We start from the raw sequence: 18,387 nt of genomic DNA, 5'->3' as shown, positions 1-18,387 counted from the left end.
GGCACGGATTCCAGATGCACCACTACCCCTTCCAAGCCAGGGGACCCGCTTATGAGCTTGCGGTTTGAGCTGTCTTCTTTGCCTACTTTCTTTGCAGCAGCAAAGAAAGTAGGTGCCGCCCCGCACAGGGGCAACGCTAATAGACCGACAAGACAACAAGGAAAGGCCAACAAAGCCAGAACAACGAAAAAAGCCCGCCCCGCACAGGGGCAACGCTAATAGACCGATAACAAAGCAAGGAAAGGCCAACACCACACGATAAGGAAAAAGCCCCAACCCCGCGGCACGCGCTCACCCTCACCCTTTAACCCGCTTCCCCTCAACATCCGGCAACAAAACAGTGAGCACCCCAATCAACGGCAAAAACGAACAAACCTTATAAACAAACGCAATACTGGTAGCGTCAGCGAGTTCCCCAAGCACGGCGGCGCCCACGCCGCCAAGCCCAAAGGCAAAACCAAAGAACAACCCAGCCACCATCCCAACCTTCCCAGGAATCAACTCCTGCGCATAAACAAGAATCGCCGAGAACGCCGAGGCGAGCACCACCCCAATAACAACCGTCAGCACACCAGTCCAGAACAGATTCGCATACGGCAACAGCAGCGTAAAAGGCGCGACGCCAAGAATCGACACCCAGATCACGTACTTGCGCCCGATCCTGTCGCCGATCGGCCCGCCGATCACCGTACCCGCCGCGACCGCCGCGAGGAACACGAACAGATGGATCTGCGCGGCCTGCACCGACAGATGGAACCTGTCGATCAGATAGAACGTGAAATAGCTATTGATGCTGGCGAGATAGAAGTACTTGGAGAACACCAGCAACACCAGCACGCTCATCGCCAGGATGATCTTGTTACGCGGCAGCGTCACGTGCGCGCCCTGGCCGCGCGCCTTCCTGACCGACGGATGACGCTTGTACCAGCGGCCGATCTGCGTGAGCACGACGATCGCGACGAGCGCCGCCGCCGAGAACCACGCGATGCTGCGTTGCCCGTGCGGAATCACGATCAGCGCGGCGAGCAGCGGCCCGAGCGACGAACCCGCATTGCCGCCGACCTGGAACAACGACTGCGCGAGCCCGTGACGGCCACCCGAGGCCATCCGCGCGACTCGCGACGACTCCGGATGGAACACCGACGATCCGCAGCCGACCAGCGCCGCGGCGACCAGCAGCACGCCGAAGTTCGGCGCGACCGACATCAGCAGCAGCCCGGTCAGCGTGAAGCCCATGCCGACCGGCAGCGAGTACGGCTTCGGATGTTTGTCGGTATAGCTGCCGACGAGCGGCTGCAGCAGCGACGCGGTGATCTGGTAGGTCAGCGTGATCAGACCGATCTGCCCGAACGACAACGAGAAGTTGTCCTTGAACATCGGGTAGATGGCGAGGATCAGCGACTGGATCATGTCGTTGAGCAGGTGCGAAAAGCTGATCGCACCGAGCACGGAATACACCGTGCGCTGGACCTTGGCGGCCGCCGGCGCAGCGGCGGCCGGGGACGCGCTCGCCCCCGTGGCGGATGCGCCGGCAAGGGCGCTTTTATCGAGGCTCGTTTCCATACGCTAGAAAAAAAGATCGGGAAAACGGTGGAATGAAAGATCGGCACCGAAAACCGGTGCGGGCAGCACGCCTCGTAGGCGCGTTCCGCGAAGCACTGCGGCGTTTCGTCGCGGCAACCGGCGTTTTGAATATTTAGCCGAAGTTTAATGTGGCCGAAGCGAATTGTAAGGACAAGTTTTGTCGCGAATCGGACAAGGGGGCGGATGACTTTTCATTCGGCGGTGAAAGGACGAATTGTCAGCTCTTTGCCTGAAGAAACTTTTTTTGGCGAGTTTTTGGCCACGGTATAAAGCGCTCGCGATTTGCGCGGCTCACGAAGCAGCGCGTCGAACATGGAACCGGGAACGGCAAGCGGCGCACGACCCGCCCCGGCCTGCACAAGCGAAATTCAAGATCGCGGGGCGCGCTGCCGTAGACCCGGAGAGATAAGTGGTGATGCCGGAACCGACCGTCCGGCGCGTCGACATGTGGGGACGGGGATGATGAAAGCAGTGGCACACAGCGCAGCGGCAACGAAGTTCAACGGCCTGTCGGTCAAGGCGACGCTGCGGATCGCGTTTGCGATTCTGCTCGCCGGCACGCTGCTGATCGGCGTGTTTTCGCTGCTGCAGATCGGCCGGCTGAACGCGTCCGCGCAATCGATCTACGACCAGGGCCACGTCGCGAGCCGCGCCGCCGAGGAAGCGCGCGGCCACATGCTGCGCGCGAGCCGCGCGCAAAAGATGCTGCTCACCGCGACCACCGCGAAGGAGCGCGACGAACTCGGGGCCGACATCGAGCGCGGCCTCGCAGGTCTCAACGAGCAGATGGGCACGCTCCAGCAGTACGTCGATAAGTCGGACGCGAAGGCGGTCGGTGCGCAGAAGGCGTTCACCGCGGCGGTCGCGGCATGGAGCGGTCACCTGCGCGACTTCGTCACGCTCGTGAAAGCGCAGCCGCTCGATCTGTCGCAGATGAACTGGCAGGTCGGCACGCAGGACGTGTCGCTGCTCGTCGAAACCGGCAAGCTCGAAAAGCTCGTCGACGAACTCGTCGCGCAGCGCGGCACCGCCGCGAAGGCGACGATCGACGCGTCCGGTTTCATCTATCACTCGTCGTTCGTGATGATCGCGGTGATGACGTTCGCACTGATCGTGCTCGCGTTCGGCATCGCCGCGTGGGTCGTGCGGCGGCTCACCGCGCAGCTCGGCGGCGAGCCCGCGTACGCGAAGGAGATCGCGCGCCGCATCGCCGCGGGCGATCTGTCGAACCGCATCGCGCTCGGCGGCAAGGACCGTGCGAGCATGCTGTTCGCGCTGTCCGACATGCAAAGCGGACTCGCGACGACGGTTGCCGACATCGCGTCGAGCGCCGATGCGATCGCGACCGCGTCCGCGCAGATTTCGATGGGCAATCTCGATCTGTCGCAGCGTACCGAGCAGCAGGCGCTCGCGCTCGAGCGCACCGCGAGCAGCATGGAGCAGCTGACCTCGACGGTGCGTCAGAACGCCGACAACGCAAAGCAGGCGAGCACGCTCGCGAACAACGCGTCGGCGATCGCCGAGCAGGGCGGCGCGGTCGTGAGCCGCGTGGTGGCGACGATGAACGACATCAACGACAGCGCGCGCAGCATCGGCGACATCATCGGCGTGATCGAGGGGATCGCGTTTCAGACCAACATCCTCGCGTTGAACGCGGCCGTCGAGGCGGCGCGCGCGGGCGAGGAGGGGCGCGGCTTTTCGGTCGTCGCGGCGGAAGTGCGCAATCTCGCGCAGCGTAGCGCGGCGGCCGCCAAGGAGATCAAGGGCTTGATCCAGGCTTCGGTCGAGCGCGTCGGCAACGGCTCGACGCTCGCCGCTGACGCCGGTCAGACGATGGACGAAGTCGTCAAGGCCGTGAAGCGCGTGACCGACATCATGGGCGAGATTTCGGCGGCGTCGTCCGAGCAGAGCGCCGGTATCGAGGCGATCAGTCTCGCGGTCACGCAGATGGACTCGGGCACGCAGCAGAACGCCGCGCTGGTGGAGGAGGCAACCGCCGCGGCCCGCTCGCTCGACGATCAGGCACGCGGGCTGAAGGCGATGGTGGGGCAGTTCAGGCTATAAAAGGCGGCGCGGGCGTCAGCTCGCGTTGGCCGACGAGGAGCCGGAGCCCGTCCCCGGCCGCACCACCACCGTGCAGGTCGTGCCCGCCGCCAGCATCACGTCGGGCGGCACCGAGTCGATCCGCACGCGCACCGGCACGCGCTGCGCGAGGCGCACCCAGTTGAAGGTCGGATTCACGTCCGCGAGCAGTTCGTGGCTTTGCGGATTGTCGCGGTCGTAGATGCCGCGCGAGATGCTCTCCACGTGACCTTGCAGCGTGCCGCCGCTCATCAGCCGCACTTCGGCCTGATCGCCGACGCGCACGTGCGGCAGCTTGGTTTCCTCGAAGTAGCCATACACCCAGAACGAGTGACTGTCGACGATCGCGAGCTTCGCCGCGCCCGCGCTCGCATAGTCGCCGCGGAACACGGACAGGTTCATCGAAGCTGTGGAGATTTTGGGCCGTCGCCCATGTACGGACTGCCTGTCGCACGGTAATCATCTGACTGCTGTCAATCCTGGCAGCGACTTCAGATAGACCATCGACACACCTATGTCCCTGTCCGTATTTGAGATGCACTCCCTGGAGCTGTTCTGCCAGCGGCCACCGGGTACCTGGTACGTCATCTGCGACGAATGGCACTATAAAGCGTGCCTCGGCAAGGCCGCAGACCTTCAGAGAGCCAGGGCGGAGACCCGCGAATTTTTTGCTATCGCCACACTGAATCGCGGAAAGTGGGAGGAGGACCGGAAACTGGTCAAGAATCTCATCGACAGTCACTGGCTGTTTTTTCATGATGTACGGGACCGGAATCCTGACTCCGATGGCTGGCGGGTCATCGTTGCTCTGCTCGAAGAGGTGCGCCGGGGCAAACTGCTTGCCGTTAAAGGTCCGCGTAATGGCCTGTTTCCGTCACCGTACAGCAGCACGCCGTTAATGAATCCCGTAGCGAGGACAGGTAGTCACCCGGACGGCGAACCCATTTTGTCCGTCCAGTATGATCCGGCCACCTGGCAAACCCGGCTGGACGCTGCGCGCGCAGCCCGGGCGACACCGCCGCGCATCGAGATACCACAGGCACTGACCAAGGCGCAGCGGTGGCAGACGCGCAAGGCGCTGATTGCGGCGGGCAATGCAGCCCATGTCAGGGCGCGTGCGGACAGCGGCTGAGCGGCTCGCCCGCAACAATGTCGCGGTGGAGAAGGCCAGACTCTCCGATCATGTCTACGAGCCGTCCAGGCCGGTGCCCGAAGGGTGGGCGAACCGCAGCGGGGATATGGAATTTCTTGATCAATATCGACTTGACCCTCTTGATCTGAAAATAGAAGGTTCAAATTTCCGGGCGCAGCTATACGAACCCGATCCTCGTGTCTTCGGCAACGATATGAAGCCCACGCTCGCCTTCAAGGGAACGGAAATGACGAGCCTGGCCGACTGGTCGAACAACGTCAGCCAAAGCGTGGATATGAAATCGCCTTACTATGAGCGAGCCGTAGATATTGGATGGAAGATGCGCCGGACACAGGCGCCAATTGATATTGCCGGACATTCGCTAGGCGGTGGCCTGTGTTCGGCTGCATCCGTCGCCAGCGGCAAGGACTGCTGGAGCTTCAATGCAGCGGGCCTGCACCCGAAGACGGTCCAACATTACGGCGGCCAGGTCACGCCATCGAACATCAATGCGTACCGTGTGAAGGGCGACATTCTGACCGTGGCACAGACGTGGACGCCCCTGCCCGGTGCAGCCGGTACTGCCTATCCCCTGCCCGGCAGCGGCTCGCCGGTGTCGCGGCACTTCATCTGGCAGGCAATAGACGGCATCGAGCAGCAGAAGGCGGAGGACATCTCCGTACTTGAAACACTGTCATAACGGGGCTGAAAGCGATGAAAACACTCAGCCGAATTCTTATCGTGCCGGTGCTGTTACTGGCGCTATCCCCTGTGGTTCATGCAATGAAAAAATTTCCCGCCACCGATTTTTTTAGCGACCCGCAACTCGAACTGGCGCAGGCCATCGAGCGAGGTGATATGGAGCAGGTCCGGCGACTGGCCCCGAAGACAGACCTGAAGACGCCTGGGCGCAAGAACATGACGATGCTGTTTTTTGCCTTTCAGGAGGCGTTGCAGCGCGACCCGCACCGGCTTGCGGTTGCGTCGGAGGTGGTGAGGGCCGGGGCCGATTCCTTGCAGGAAGTACCGGATTATGGCAGCCCCCTCGGGGTCATGCTCAACAGCTCCCATCCGGAATTCCTGCGCGCGATGCTGGACGGTGGGGTTGACCCCAACACCATGATCGAGGGCCGCAGACCCATCATTTTCTTTGTTGCAAGAGAGTCGACATCTGGTTCGCTCAGGCTGCTGGTGGAACGTGGCGCGGATGTGAACCGGCGCGATTCGTTACGTAATTCAGTGCTGTATCAAGCGCTGGCAAATCGCGCGCTAGATCAAATTGACTACTTGCTGGACCATGGGGCAAACCCCAACACCTACAACATTAATGGCGAGTCATTCCCACTAGGGATATGGGATGACATTAATACCTTCGCGCCCAATTCCCCGACCTACAAAAAGCTAATCGAGATTCGGGACCGCATCATCAAGATGGGCGTGAAATGGCCTCCGGAGACTCCGGAACAGATAAAAGCACGTTGGGGAGCCAATCCTCCGCGACGGCTCGATGACAGCAAGCATCCGCTGCCTTGACACAGAGACCGAAAGGGCAACCTTCGACTGGAAGTCCGCGATGAACCAGTTTGTCATCCTGTTTGGCGAGCGCTTCACGCTGGCGAGGGGGTAGGATTTTTTAAACCGACTCGCACACGAAAAGGCGGATAGGCTCCGGGCACGCAGCAGAACGCCGCGCTGGTGGAGGAGGCCACCGCCGCGGCCCGCTCGCTCGACGATCAGGCGCGCGGGCTGAAGTCGATGGTGGGGCAGTTCAGGCTATAAAAGGCGGCGCGGGCGTCAGCTCGCGTTGGCCGACGAGGAGCCGGAGCCCGTCCCCGGCCGCACCACCACCGTGCAGGTCGTGCCCGCCGCCAGCATCACGTCGGGCGGCACCGAGTCGATCCGCACGCGCACCGGCACGCGCTGCGCGAGGCGCACCCAGTTGAAGGTCGGATTCACGTCCGCGAGCAGTTCGTGGCTTTGCGGATTGTCGCGGTCGTAGATGCCGCGCGAGATGCTCTCCACGTGGCCTTGCAGCGTGCCGCCGCTCATCAGCCGCACTTCGGCCTGATCGCCGACGCGCACGTGCGGCAGCTTGGTTTCCTCGAAGTAGCCATACACCCAGAACGAGTGACTGTCGACGATCGCGAGCTTCGCCGCGCCCGCGCTCGCATAGTCGCCGCGGAACACGGACAGGTTCGTCACGTAGCCGTCGACCGGCGACACCACGCGCGTGCGCTCGAGGTTCAGCTTCGCGGCGTCGAGCGCGGCGAGTGCCTGCTGATAGGCGGCATCGGCGGCGGACGCGGTATGCGTCGCGTTTTCGCGGCTTTCCTTCGACACCACCTGCGAATCCATGTCGGCACGCCGTTGCGCATCGTCGCGCTTCATCTGCAATTCGGCCTTGCGCGCGGCAACGGCGGCCTGCGCCTGCTCGACCGCGATCTGGTAATGCGACGGATCGATCTGCATCAGCAGGTCGCCCTTCTTCACGAACTGGTTGTCCTTGACCGGCAGATCGACGATCGCGCCCGACACGTCCGGCGCGACGTTGACGATCTCGGCGCGCACGCGGCCGTCGCGGGTCCACGGTTCGTCCATGTAATGGACCCACAGCACGCGGCCAATCACGATCGCGACGATGAAAATGACGGCTGTCGCGATGAAGCCCACAAGATTTCGGATGGTCATGTTTCGACTCTGATCAACGATAAACGGCGAGGCCGAGAAGGCCGCACACGGACACGAGCAAGCTGGCCCGGAACAGGGAGGGGTGCCACACCACGCGATAGAGACCCGTATAGGCGATCACGCGATCGACGAGCCAGGTCAGCGCGGCGCCCGCGATGAACAGCAGCACAATGGCCGGCACATAGGCATCGAGCACGGCGATATCACGCGGCATGAGGAACTCCTTTTTCTTCTGATGCGTCCGCGCGCGCGCCGATCGCCGAGGCAAGCGGCGACTGCGGATCGAGCAGCGCGGTACGGATGAAATGCAGTTGACTAAGGATGCGCAACAGCTGATGGCGTTCTTCACGCGATGGCGTGAAGCCGGCCATCAGCTGCTGCAGTTGCGCGATCGCATCGGCGGTCGCCGCGAGCGCGCGCGCGAAGTGCTGCTGCCGCGGCCGCTCGAACAGCGCCGCGAGCGCATCGCGCAGCGCGCGCAGCGCGACGCGCCACGGTGCCGCTTGGTGGTAGCGCGGCTCGTTGGGCAGCGTCGCGATTTCGCGGCGCAGGTCGATCACCGCGTTGCCGACCTCCAACACCGAAAACAGCCAGCGCAGCGTGTCGCGCTTCGTTTCGGGCTCGTTCTGCGACAGCGCGTTGATCTGGAACATCAGATCGCGTGCGCCGCTTTCGAAGCGCGAGCGCACGCGTGCCAGACCCGCGCGGCCGGCCAGCACCACCTGGCGGCGCAGGTCGACGAGCAGGCGGTTGCGCAGCCACGGCGTCGACGGCGGCAGCAGCACCGCGAACGCGATCGACGACACCAGCATCGACAGCACCAGCGCGAGCGCGTCGTTCATGAACGCGCTCGGGTCGTAGTGAATCACGTTGTCGGGGCCGGCGAGGAAGCAGAAGAAGATGCAGTAGCCGACGCCATAGCCAGCGAGCGTCGGACGCGTGGTCATCAACACGCCGAGCAGCAGGAACGGCGTGAGCGCGACGCACAGCATCACGAAGCCGTCGATGTGCGGATACACGCCGAACACCGCGATCATGCCCATCAGCGTCGCGAGCACCGTGCCGCCGGCCATCTTGAACGCGGTGCGCTTCGGATCCGGCGACGCCGACGCGAGCGCGCACACGGCCGCTGCGACCAGCGTCAACGTCGAGCCGCTCGGCCACGCGGTGGCGATCCAGAACGCCCCGAGCACCATCATCACGATGGCCGCGCGCAGGCCCGCGACGCCGGCCGCGATCGCGTTGGTTTTCGGCTCGTAGCGCTCGATCCAGCGTTCGCGCGCGTGCTTGTCGACGGCGAGCGACGCATAGGTCGCCGCGTACGCATGCAGGTCGTCGATGAAGCGGTACAGCAGCTCGGCGCCCGTGTCGAAATCGAGCAACGGCGCGTCGGGGTGCGTTTCGAGCTCGTCGCGCGTCGCGCGCACGCGTTTGGGCAACTCGCTTCTGTAGGTGTCGAGCTGGGCCGCGGCGTGCGCGGCGTCGGCCGCGCTCAGCACCGGCTCGCCCGACTTCGCGAGCAACGGCGCGATCTCCTTGAAGTACGGTTCGAGCGCGGCGATCGCGATCGCCGCGCCGTGCGTGCCGCTGTCGCGCAGACGGTTCATTAGCTGATGCAGCGCGTGAAAGCGCGTCGACGCGGTCATGAACTCGCTGTTCAGACGCGCGAGGCGCCCGCCGCGCATCCGCGAATCGGGGCCTTCGAACACGGCGATGCTGCGGGCGGCCTCGAAGCCGACGATGTCGGCGACGAAGCGCGCATTGGTCGCCTCGATCTGGGCGCGGTCGTTGCGCCCGGCAAGCGACGCCGACACGTACTCGACGAACGCCGAGAAGCGCGCACGCACGGTGCCGCGCATCTGCAGGCCGGCGAACTGCGGAAACACGAGGCCGCTGACCGCGCCCGCGCAGATGATGCCGATCACCACTTCCGCGACCCGCGTGAGCGCGCTCAGGAACGCGCCGTCCGGATGCTGCGAAGCGGGGATGCCGATCAGCGCGGCCGTGTAGCCCGCCAGCACGAAGCCGTACGAACGGAAGTTGCGATTGCGCGCGGCGCCGGCGGTACAGATGCCGACCCAGATCGCGGTCGTGACGAGGAACAGCTCCGGCTGCTGCGCGAACAGTCCGATCAGCGCGAGCATCACGACGAGACCGACCAGCGTGCCGCAGATCCGATAGAAGCTCTTCGCGAACACTGCGCCGCTTTGCGGCTGCATCACGATGAACACGGTGGTCATCGCGGTGCGCGGCTGCGGCAGATCGAGCTTCATCGCGATGCCGAGCGCGAGGAAACACGCGGCGAGCGACTTGAACAGATAGATCCATACGAGGCCGTCGGTGCGCGCCCAGTGGGCGGCGGCTTCGTAGAGCGCGGCGAACGAGGCGGGGCGCGCGCTCGACGGGGAGGGCGAGGAGGACATGGCCTTCCTTACTCGGACGCGGGCGCGTTCGGGGCGCGCGAGGCGGTGGTGGCGGTGATGGCTGCGTTGGTCCTGGCGTTGACGTTGGCATCCGCTGTTGCCGTGTCGCTACTCGCCGCGCCGCTCTTGCTCTCGCCGCTGCCCTTGCCATGCGCCGGCAACGTTTCGTTATCCCGCGGACCGTTGGCCGGATCGTCGAGACCGCCGCCGAGCGCCGTCATCAACGACGCATGCGCGCCGAGCCGCTCGGCCTGCACTTTGGCGACGCCTTCCTGCGCGCGCAGCAACTGGTTTTGCGCGACCAGCACGTTCAGATAGTCGCTCAAGCCGCGCCGGTAGCCTTCGCGCGACAGCTCGTAGTTCCTGCGCGCGGCGGCGACCGAGCGGTCGGCGTCGTCGGCCTGGGTGGTCAGCGAACGGATGCGGATCACCTGGTCGGAGATGTCCTTCAGCGCGCCCACGATCGACTGGTTGTAGCGCTCGATGGCCTCGTCGTAGCCCGCCGACGCCGCGCCGAGCTGCGAGCGCAGCCGGCCGCCGTCGAAGATCGGCAGCGTCAGCGCGGGACCCACGCTCCAGCTATGCGACGGACTCTTCAGGAACTGGAACAGCGGCCCCATCGCCGCATAGCCGCCGATCGAGGCGAGCAGGTTGATGTCCGGATAGAACCCGGCCTTGGCGACGTCGATGCCGCGCGCCTGCGCGGCGACCGTCCAGCGTGCCGCGACCACGTCCGGCCGGTGGCCGATCAGATCCGCGGGCAGCGCGGCCGGCAGACCAGCGGGCGCGGCGAGCGACAGCGCCGGGCGCTGGATCGCGTCGCCGGCGCCCGGACCCTTGCCCGCGAGCGCGGCCAACTGATTGCGGCCGAGCGCGATCCTCTCCTCGATCGCGTCGATCTGGCGCTCGTACTCGGGCATCGGTGTCTCGGCCTGGCTCACTTCGAGCTGCGTGCCGATGCCGCCCTTCAGGCGCCGGTTCGCGAGGTCGACGATCTGCTGCTGTTGCTGCAGCGTGGCCTTCGCGATGTCGAGCAACGCGTAGTTCAGCGACATCTCGATATAGGTGCGCACGACGTTCGCCTGCAGTTCGAGCTGCGCGGCGCGCGCGTCGGCGGCGCTGGCGTGCGCGAGGTCGAGCGCGCGCTCGGCGGCGTTCTTGTCCTTGCCCCAGAAATCGAGGTGATACGCGAGGCCGAGCGTGCCGGTGTTGTTCCACGACTGCTCGCCGGCGAGCGGCCCCGGACCGTAGAACACGTTGTCGGCCCACTGCTGGCGCTGGATCGACAGGCTGCCGTTGACTTGCGGCGCGAGCGCCGCGCGCGCGACGCCGGCCATCGACGCCGCCTCACGCACGCGCGCCTGGGCGAGCGCGAGACTGGGATTGCCGGCTTGCGCGTCCGCGATCCACCGGTCCAGCTGCGGATCGTCATAGGCGCGCCACCAGTCGGCGGCGGGCCACTGCGCGTCGGCGTTGGCGGCGCGGATTGCGTTGCCCGCATCGAGCGACGCAGGATTGATCGTGTGCGTTTGCGGCGCGACGCCTCCGGTACTTGCGCATCCGGCGATTGTTAATAGGATCGTAAGAACCGCGGGTGCGGCGATCCCTTTGGGTACCGGAGACTGCACGATTTCCTCCAAATTTGACTATAGAAGCTTGTGCGCAATTATATTTTTTGATCGATTGCGGAATAACCGGTAAAGATGCAAGGCATTTTTACCAGACATGAGACAATCGCCATTGCTGATCGTGTAACAATCGCTGCCGATTTCTGAGGATAGGTATGGACACGCTTCAAAACATGCGCGTTTTCGTCCGCGTCGTCGAAGCGGGCAGCTTCACGGGCGCCGCGCAGCATCTGAATACGACGACGGCCTACGCGTCGCGCGCGGTTTCGGATCTGGAAGCGCATCTGCGCACACGGCTTTTGAACCGGACCACGCGCCGCATCGCGCTGACCGAAGCTGGCGAGCGCTATCTGCAGCGCTGCGAGCAGATTCTCGCGTACGTGGATCAGGCGGAGGCCGAGGCGAGCGACGCGCACGCGCGTCCGTCCGGCAAGCTGAAGGTGCACGCGATGACGAGCTTCGGCCAGCACTACGTGGTGCCGGCCGTGGGCCGCTACCAGCAGCGCTACCCGGACGTGCATATCGAACTGACGCTCGCGCAGCGCATGCCCGATCTGCTCGACGAAGGCTTCGACGTGTCGCTGACGCTCGCGACCGGCCTGCCGGATTCCGGGCTCGTGTCGCAGCGCCTTGGCAGCGCGTTCAGCATTGCGTGCGCGTCGCCGGCGTACCTCGAACGGCGCGGCGTGCCGCAAAGGCCCGCGGACCTCGCGCAGCACACCTGCCTGCAGATGGTGACGCCGGTGAATCCGCCGGACAAATGGACCTTCGACGGCCCGCACGGCGAGGAAGTCGTCTCGCTCGGCGCGGCGACGTTTCAGGTGAACGTGGCCGAGGCGATGGTCGTGGCCGTCGCCCAGGGCATGGGCGTAGCGCTGATTCCGATCTACTCGGCGATCAGCCGTTTGCGCAGCGGCGAACTGGTGTGGCTGATGCCCGGGTACACGTCGCAGCAGATGAATCTGTATGCGCTGTATCCGTCGCGGCAGTATCTCGATGCGAAGATCCGCACGTGGGTCGAATTCCTGCGCGACGAGTTGCCTTCGACGCTGGCGGCGGATCAGGAGGAGTTGCGGCAGTTCGCGCGGACCTGAACGGTCTGCTCGTCACGCATTGACGTTCGAGCGGCACGCGGAGTGCGGCACGCGGAGTGGGCACGCGGCGTGACAGCCTGTTACACACGCGCCGCGCCGCAACATTTCTTTACTTCTGCCGCGCAGTCGATTTGTTAACGTGTCGTTCACGCGTCGCCGCTCCGGCCGGACGCGCTGGATTCGCCGCCGTTCGGCGCCTCGCAACCACTGAAGGACGACACATTCATGGATACGCACCTGATGATCGGCTTGGCCGTCATGTTTGGACTGATCGGCGTCGCCGCGTCGCGCGATCTGCTGCGCCGCATGCGCGAACAGCAGCCGCAGCTCGTGCCGGTCGAGGTCGAGTCACAGGATGCGCCGCGGCGCGAGCGGTGAGCGGCGGCGGGTTGATCTGACGCAAGAGGGCCCGCTAGCACCCGCTAGATCTCGACGACCTTGTCCCACGCAAACAGCGGATTTTCCCACTGGCGCGTGCGCCGGTCGAAATAGCCGCGCGGATTGCACACGACGCGCGTGCCGTCCACCACGTAGTCGAACGACGTATGCGTGTGGCCATGAATCCACAATGCGACAGGCGCGCGCACGAGCTCGGGCAGATGGTTGACGAAGCCCGCCGACACGCGGTCTTCGGCAAAACGCCCGGCCAGGCTCAGCCGATGCGGCGCGTGATGCGTGACCACGATCGTTTGGCCGGCGAACGGTTTGGCAAGCTCGCTTTCGAGCCACGCGCGCGCATGCCGGTGCAGCGCGAGCGAATCGTCGGGCGTGAAGTCGCGCGCGGCGTCGCGCGGGTCGTGCGGCCAGTTCATCTGGATCAGCCCGCGATAGTCGAGCATGACCCGGCGCGCGGCGACGATCGATTCCTCGATTGCATCCGGCGTCGCGCCGTACAGCGCGAAGTCGGTCCACAACGTCGTGCCGAGCACGCGCCAGCGGCCCTGGCTGTCGACCAGCGCGGCGTTGTTCAGCACATGCACGTTGTCGACCTGCGCGGCCGCGTCGAGCATCGCGCTCTCCAGCGCGCCGAATTCACCGTCGTAGTACTCGTGATTGCCCGGCACGTAGACGACCGGCACGGCGTCGTCGAACGCCTGCGCGGCCCAGCGCGGGCCGGCCGCATGATTGTGGATGTCGCCCGCCAGCACCACGAGATCCGCCTGCGCATGCGGGATCAGTTCAGGCTCGTCGTTTTCCAGATGCAGATCGGACAGCACGCGAATCTTCACGGACGCGACTCCTGCAAAACGCCTGCGCGCCGGATCGCGCAGGCTTCAGATATTAGCGTAGCACCTTGCCCGGATTCATCAGGTTCAGCGGATCGAGCGCCTGCTTGATCGCGCGCATCATCCGCACCTCGACGTCCTGCTTGTAGCGGGCGGCTTCGTCGATCTTCAACTGGCCGAGTCCGTGTTCCGCGCTGATGCTGCCGCGATGCGCATCGACGCTGTCGTAGACGATCCGGTTGATCGGGCTCTGGTACTGCCGCAGAAACGCCTTCGCATCGACGCCCTCGGGCGCCTGCACGTTGTAGTGCAGATTGCCGTCGCCGAGATGGCCGAACGTGACCATGCGCGCGCCCGGCGCGGCTTGCGCGATTGCCGCATCGGTCGCTTCGATGAAGTGGCCGATGCGTGAAATCGGCACCGCGATGTCGTGCTTGATGTTCAGGCCCTCCTCGGCCTGCGCGAGCGGAATGTGCTCGCGCAGATTCCAGAACGCGCGAGACTGCGCGAGGTTTTCCGCCACCACGGCGTCTTCCACGAGACCTTGTTCGAGCGCGGTTTCCATCAGCCCCTCGAACAGCGTGCGCGCGTGCACTTCGCTTTCGCTGTCCGACAGTTCGAGCAGCACGACCTGCGCATGTGGTTCGGCGAACGGATAACGCATCTGCTCGAAATGCCGGCCGACGAGGCGCAGGCAGAAATCCGACATCAGTTCGAAGCCGGTCAGGAGCGGCCCGGCGACGCGTTGCGTGAGCGCGAGAAAATCGAGCGCCGCATGCGGCGACGCGAGCGCGGCGAGCGCGGTGACGCGCGCGGCCGGCTGCGGATGCAGCTTGAGCACCGCCGCGGTGATCAGGCCCAGCGTACCTTCCGCGCCGATGAACAGGTCGCGCAGATCGTAGCCGGTGTTGTCCTTGCGCAGCCCGCGCAGGCCGTCCCACAGTTCGCCTTGCGGTGTCACCACTTCGAGGCCGAGGCATAGCTCGCGCGTGTTGCCATAGCGCAGCACGCCGGTGCCGCCCGCGTTGGTCGACAGATTGCCGCCGATCGTGCAGCTGCCTTCGGCGGCGAGGCTCAGCGCAAACAGACGCCCGGCCGCTTCGGCGTGCTTCTGCACGTCGGCGAGGATCACGCCGGCTTCGACCGTGATCGTGTTGTTGTGCGGATCGATGTCGCGCACGCGATTCAGGCGGCGCAGGCTGATGACCGCCTGCGCGCCGCTCGCGTCGGGTGTCGCGCCGCCCGCGAGGCCGGTATTGCCGCCCTGCGGCACCAGCGCGACGCAATGTTCGACCGCGAGCCTGACGAGCGCGGCGGCTTCCGCGGACGTGGCCGGGCACAGCACCGCGCAGGCCGCGCCGGTGTAGCGGCGGCGCCAGTCGGTCAGAAAGGGAGCGGTGTCGTACGGATCGGTCAGTACGTAAGTCGCGCCGATGGCGTCGCGGCAGGCGGCGAGAAAAGCGGTGTGGGTCATGTGGATCGGTTGACGGTGTTGGGGCTTGGGCCTCAGGCGGGCGGGATCGGTTCGCTGGCGGCTTGCTTTGCAGCCTGATTTGCAGCCTGCTTCGCGGCTCGTTTCGCCGCGCGCTTGAACGGTCCGACATACGCGAGTGCGCAGGTGAAGAAGATCATGGCGAGCGCCGCCTGAAGCCAGCCGAGCCGCGCGCTCAAGCCATGATCGCTCCAGCCACGCACGACGCCTTCGGCGAAATACAGCAGGATCAGCATCGACGCCCATTGCATCGTGTAAAGCCGACGTCGCCACACGCCCGGCAACGCGGAGAGTAGCGGCAACGCTTTCAGCACGAGCAGCGAGCCGCCAGAGCGCAACGGCGCGAGCCACCATTCCCATGCGACGGCAAGCACGATCATCGAGACCAGTGTGAAAGCGGCGACGAGCGCGGCGGCAGCTTTGGGTTGCACGGGCACGACGGTTGTAGATGCCGACGCGTTGGCCGCGAGGCTTGCGGGCGCCCCGTTCGCGTGGCCCCCGGAGTTCGTGGCCGCGAGTTCAGCGCCACCCGCGTCACGACGGGCGTCGTCGCGTTCGGTGGGTTGCGGATCCGGTTCGTTCACGGCTTTACGCTCACGGCCTTTCGGACATCGACGCCGCCGTGCGCCCAACGCGCGCACCAAGCGCAATCGCCAGCGTCCGTTCGTCGGCGGAGATGCCATGGCCGGTCGTGCCCGCGCGCGCGTAATGCGACGCGCCGTACGGCGTGCCGCCGGTCTGCGTGGTGGACAGCGCGCTCTCGGTGTATGGAATGCCGACGATCAGCATGCCGTGATGGAGCAGCGGCAGCATCATCGACAGCAGCGTGGATTCCTGGCCGCCGTGCAGGCTGCCGGTCGACGTGAACACGCAGGCCGGCTTGCCCGACAGTGCACCGGATAGCCACTGCGGCGTGGTGCCGTCGAGAAAGTATTTGAGCGCGGCCGCCATGTTGCCGAAGCGGGTCGGCGAACCGAGCGCGAGGCCCGCGCATTCTTCGAGGTCGCGCAGCTCGACGTACGGTGGTCCTTCGGTGGGAATGTCCGGCTCGCTCGCCTCGCAAACCGTGGAAACCGCCGGCACGGTGCGCACGCGCGCCTGCATGCCGGGGACGCTGTCGACGCCGTGCGCGATCGCCAGCGCGAGCTCGCGGGTGGCGCCGTGACGGCTGTAATAAAGCACGAGAATGTCTTTCATAGGCCTCATCATTGAACGGGTATTATAGGGGTTCGGTCAGTTGCACAGGCCGCTCATAGCCGTTCGGCCAGGCGCTTCGGCCAAATGCCGCGCGGAGTTCCCGCAGTCCCGGTCTGACGGTTCAGCAAGCAAGGAGGCAGGTTTGTTGGTTAGGATGCGTTTCGATCTCGACACGCTCAAACGGCTCGCGCAATTCGCGGCGCAACGCATCGGCGAGGACCGGATTCCGCAGGTCGCGGGCAGCCTGACGTTCACGACGATGCTCGCGCTCGTGCCGCTCGCCACCGTCGCGTTTGCGTTGTTCACCGCGTTTCCGATCTTCAGCTCGTTCCAGGCGTCGCTGCAGTTTTTTCTTGCCGACCACCTGATGCCTGCGCAACTGAACGATCAGATCTTCAAGTATCTGAACCAGTTCGCATCGAAGGCCAAAGGGCTGACCACGATCGGCATGATCATCCTGTTCGTCACCGCGGTGATGACGATGATGACCGTCGAGTCCGCGTTCAATGTGATCTGGCGCGTGCGCAAGGCGCGGCCCGTCGCGCAGCGCATTCTCGTGTACTGGGCGATCATCACGCTCGGTCCGATCCTGATCGGCGTGAGCCTGTCCATCTCGTCGTATGTGTTCACGCAATCGATGTCGTTTAGCGCCGCGCAGCGCATCACACCGCTGATCGCATGGGCGCTCGCGAGCGCCTCGCTGCCGTTCACGATGCTCGCGTTCACGATCCTTTACGTTTATCTGCCGAACTGCCGTGTCGAATGGCGCGACGCGGTGATCGGCGGCGTGATCGCCGCGCTCGCGTTCGAGCTCGCCAAGCGCGGCTTCGGCTACTACGTGCGCCGTATTCCGACCTATACGGCGGTGTACGGCGCGTTCGCCGCGGTGCCGCTGTTCCTGGTGTGGATGTACCTGTGCTGGTTCATCACGCTGACCGGCGCGATGATCGCATCGGCGTTGCCGGCGATTCGCATCGGTCAGTTTCACCGCCCCGTGTTCTATGGCAGCAATCTGTTCGATTCGCTCGAATTGCTCGCGCGGCTGTGCGAGGCGCGTGAGGGCGGCAGACGCGGCTACACGATGCCCGAGCTTGCCCGGATGCTTCGCCGCGACAAGGATACGACGCTGATGCTGTTGCAGCGTCTCGAGGAGATCGAGTGGATCGCGCGGCTGGAGGAGGATCATACCGGCCCGCACTTCGTGCTCCTCGCGAACCCGGCGCAGGTGACCGTGCAGCGGCTGTACGACCTGTTCGTGATCGACCGCGCGGAGCTTACGTATCAGCTCGAACTCGACTCCACACGCGTGGACGGCGGCATGCTGCTCGCCGCGCTTGACAACGACCAGCTGAAGGTGACGCTCGCCGCGTTGCTCGCCTCGCGCGCAGCGGCACGGGCGGCGCGACCCGGCGACGGCGAGCGCGCGGCGGCTTCGATGCCGCACCAGGCAGCGTGATAGGGCGGCCAGACTTCGAGCCGCCCCGATAAAACTACAACGAGATCTTCCCCACGCAGATGTCCTTGAACATCACCCAGTCACCCATCAGGCTGTAAAACGGATGACGGAAGGTGGCAGGCCGGTTCTTTTCGAAGAAGAAATGGCCGACCCACGCAAAGCCGTAGCCGCACACCACGGCCGCCGGCAACCATAGCCAGTCGCCGGTGGCGAGCGCCATCGCGAGGCAGCCAATGACGCCGAGCGAGCCGACGAAATGCAGCCGCCGCGACACGAGATTGCGATGCTCGCTCAGGTAGTACGGATAAAACTCCGCGAAGTTCGCGAAGTGATCGGTATGTGCTGTATGAGCCATGACGGCCTCCGGAGGCTGAGAAAGACAGCT

17 protein-coding genes and 1 pseudogene are annotated in these 18,387 nt (G+C 65.0%); 7 read left to right on the top strand and 11 right to left on the bottom strand.

Going from position 1 to position 18,387, the window contains the following annotated elements; all coding sequences use genetic code 11:
* Positions 1-297: 297 nt before the first annotated feature.
* Complete coding sequence (locus tag HDG32_RS23765; RefSeq protein WP_184071138.1) at positions 298-1,563, bottom strand: MFS transporter; 1,266 nt, start codon at positions 1,561-1,563, stop codon at positions 298-300.
* Between the two features lie 483 nt (positions 1,564-2,046).
* Here HDG32_RS23765 and HDG32_RS23760 point away from each other — a divergent pair, with 483 nt between their 5' ends.
* Positions 2,047-3,648, top strand: a complete 1,602-nt coding sequence (locus tag HDG32_RS23760; protein ID WP_184071156.1) for a methyl-accepting chemotaxis protein — start codon at positions 2,047-2,049, stop codon at positions 3,646-3,648.
* Between the two features lie 15 nt (positions 3,649-3,663).
* Here HDG32_RS23760 and HDG32_RS23755 read toward each other — a convergent pair.
* Positions 3,664-4,065: pseudogene (locus tag HDG32_RS23755) on the bottom strand (HlyD family efflux transporter periplasmic adaptor subunit); the annotation flags it as partial.
* A 115-nt stretch (positions 4,066-4,180) separates the two neighbouring features.
* Here HDG32_RS23755 and HDG32_RS36635 point away from each other — a divergent pair.
* The 3 genes from HDG32_RS36635 to HDG32_RS23745 are packed head-to-tail and all read left to right on the top strand — an operon-like array spanning position 4,181 to position 6,331.
* Positions 4,181-4,798: a hypothetical protein gene (locus tag HDG32_RS36635; protein WP_260336574.1), complete on the top strand. Its 618-nt coding sequence runs from the start codon at positions 4,181-4,183 to the stop codon at positions 4,796-4,798.
* Positions 4,761-5,498: a hypothetical protein gene (locus tag HDG32_RS36630; protein WP_260336573.1), complete on the top strand. Its 738-nt coding sequence runs from the start codon at positions 4,761-4,763 to the stop codon at positions 5,496-5,498. Before HDG32_RS36635 ends, HDG32_RS36630 begins: the two co-directional genes overlap by 38 nt.
* Positions 5,499-5,512: 14 nt before the next feature.
* Positions 5,513-6,331: an ankyrin repeat domain-containing protein gene (locus HDG32_RS23745; protein ID WP_184063622.1), complete on the top strand. Its 819-nt coding sequence runs from the start codon at positions 5,513-5,515 to the stop codon at positions 6,329-6,331.
* Positions 6,332-6,592: 261 nt separating this feature from the next.
* On the opposite strand, the gene HDG32_RS23740 is transcribed toward HDG32_RS23745, so the two are convergent.
* Genes HDG32_RS23740 through HDG32_RS23725 form a run of 4 tightly spaced genes read right to left on the bottom strand, consistent with a single transcriptional unit; the run spans position 6,593 to position 11,537 of the window.
* A complete protein-coding gene (locus HDG32_RS23740) occupies positions 6,593-7,486 on the bottom strand; it encodes an HlyD family secretion protein (RefSeq protein WP_184063625.1) in 894 nt (297 codons plus the stop codon).
* A 13-nt stretch (positions 7,487-7,499) separates the two neighbouring features.
* Complete coding sequence (locus HDG32_RS23735; protein ID WP_018421177.1) at positions 7,500-7,700, bottom strand: DUF1656 domain-containing protein; 201 nt, start codon at positions 7,698-7,700, stop codon at positions 7,500-7,502.
* Complete coding sequence (locus HDG32_RS23730; protein ID WP_184071135.1) at positions 7,690-9,909, bottom strand: FUSC family protein; 2,220 nt, start codon at positions 9,907-9,909, stop codon at positions 7,690-7,692. Before HDG32_RS23730 ends, HDG32_RS23735 begins: the two co-directional genes overlap by 11 nt.
* 8 nt (positions 9,910-9,917) lie before the next feature.
* Positions 9,918-11,537: an efflux transporter outer membrane subunit gene (locus HDG32_RS23725; RefSeq protein ID WP_184071133.1), complete on the bottom strand. Its 1,620-nt coding sequence runs from the start codon at positions 11,535-11,537 to the stop codon at positions 9,918-9,920.
* A gap of 155 nt (positions 11,538-11,692) precedes the next feature.
* Between HDG32_RS23725 and HDG32_RS23720 the strand changes: the two genes are divergently transcribed.
* Positions 11,693-12,631, top strand: coding sequence for a LysR family transcriptional regulator (locus HDG32_RS23720; RefSeq protein WP_184071131.1), 939 nt, complete (start codon positions 11,693-11,695; stop codon positions 12,629-12,631).
* Positions 12,632-12,856: 225 nt separating this feature from the next.
* On the top strand, positions 12,857-13,009 hold the full coding sequence (locus HDG32_RS23715; RefSeq protein ID WP_167544144.1) for a hypothetical protein: 153 nt from the start codon (positions 12,857-12,859) through the stop codon (positions 13,007-13,009).
* Between the two features lie 44 nt (positions 13,010-13,053).
* Here the strand turns inward: HDG32_RS23715 and HDG32_RS23710 are convergent, their stop codons facing one another.
* From HDG32_RS23710 to wrbA, 4 genes are read right to left on the bottom strand one after another with little or no spacing between them, the layout of a single operon-like run.
* Positions 13,054-13,860: a metallophosphoesterase gene (locus HDG32_RS23710; RefSeq protein WP_184071129.1), complete on the bottom strand. Its 807-nt coding sequence runs from the start codon at positions 13,858-13,860 to the stop codon at positions 13,054-13,056.
* Positions 13,861-13,912: 52 nt separating this feature from the next.
* Positions 13,913-15,331, bottom strand: a complete 1,419-nt coding sequence (locus HDG32_RS23705) for an FAD-binding oxidoreductase (RefSeq protein ID WP_184071127.1) — start codon at positions 15,329-15,331, stop codon at positions 13,913-13,915.
* A gap of 32 nt (positions 15,332-15,363) precedes the next feature.
* The gene (locus HDG32_RS23700; RefSeq protein ID WP_184071125.1) at positions 15,364-15,933 is read right to left on the bottom strand and encodes a DUF2069 domain-containing protein; all 570 of its coding nucleotides are present in this window, start codon (positions 15,931-15,933) and stop codon (positions 15,364-15,366) included.
* A 10-nt stretch (positions 15,934-15,943) separates the two neighbouring features.
* On the bottom strand, positions 15,944-16,546 hold the full coding sequence (gene wrbA, locus HDG32_RS23695) for an NAD(P)H:quinone oxidoreductase (RefSeq protein ID WP_090801006.1): 603 nt from the start codon (positions 16,544-16,546) through the stop codon (positions 15,944-15,946).
* Positions 16,547-16,688: 142 nt separating this feature from the next.
* Here wrbA and HDG32_RS23690 point away from each other — a divergent pair, with 142 nt between their 5' ends.
* The gene (locus HDG32_RS23690) at positions 16,689-18,002 is read left to right on the top strand and encodes a YihY family inner membrane protein (RefSeq protein ID WP_260336572.1); all 1,314 of its coding nucleotides are present in this window, start codon (positions 16,689-16,691) and stop codon (positions 18,000-18,002) included.
* Between the two features lie 34 nt (positions 18,003-18,036).
* Here the strand turns inward: HDG32_RS23690 and HDG32_RS23685 are convergent, their stop codons facing one another.
* Positions 18,037-18,357: an Mpo1-like protein gene (locus HDG32_RS23685; protein ID WP_184006183.1), complete on the bottom strand. Its 321-nt coding sequence runs from the start codon at positions 18,355-18,357 to the stop codon at positions 18,037-18,039.
* Between the last annotated feature and the right edge of the window lie 30 nt (positions 18,358-18,387).

Origin of the sequence: Paraburkholderia sp. CI2 (genome assembly GCF_014201055.1) — a bacterium.
Lineage (GTDB): Bacteria > Pseudomonadota > Gammaproteobacteria > Burkholderiales > Burkholderiaceae > Paraburkholderia > Paraburkholderia tuberum.
The sequence above is the reverse complement of the archived record's forward strand: the minus strand, read 5'-3'. Positions and strand labels throughout refer to the sequence as shown.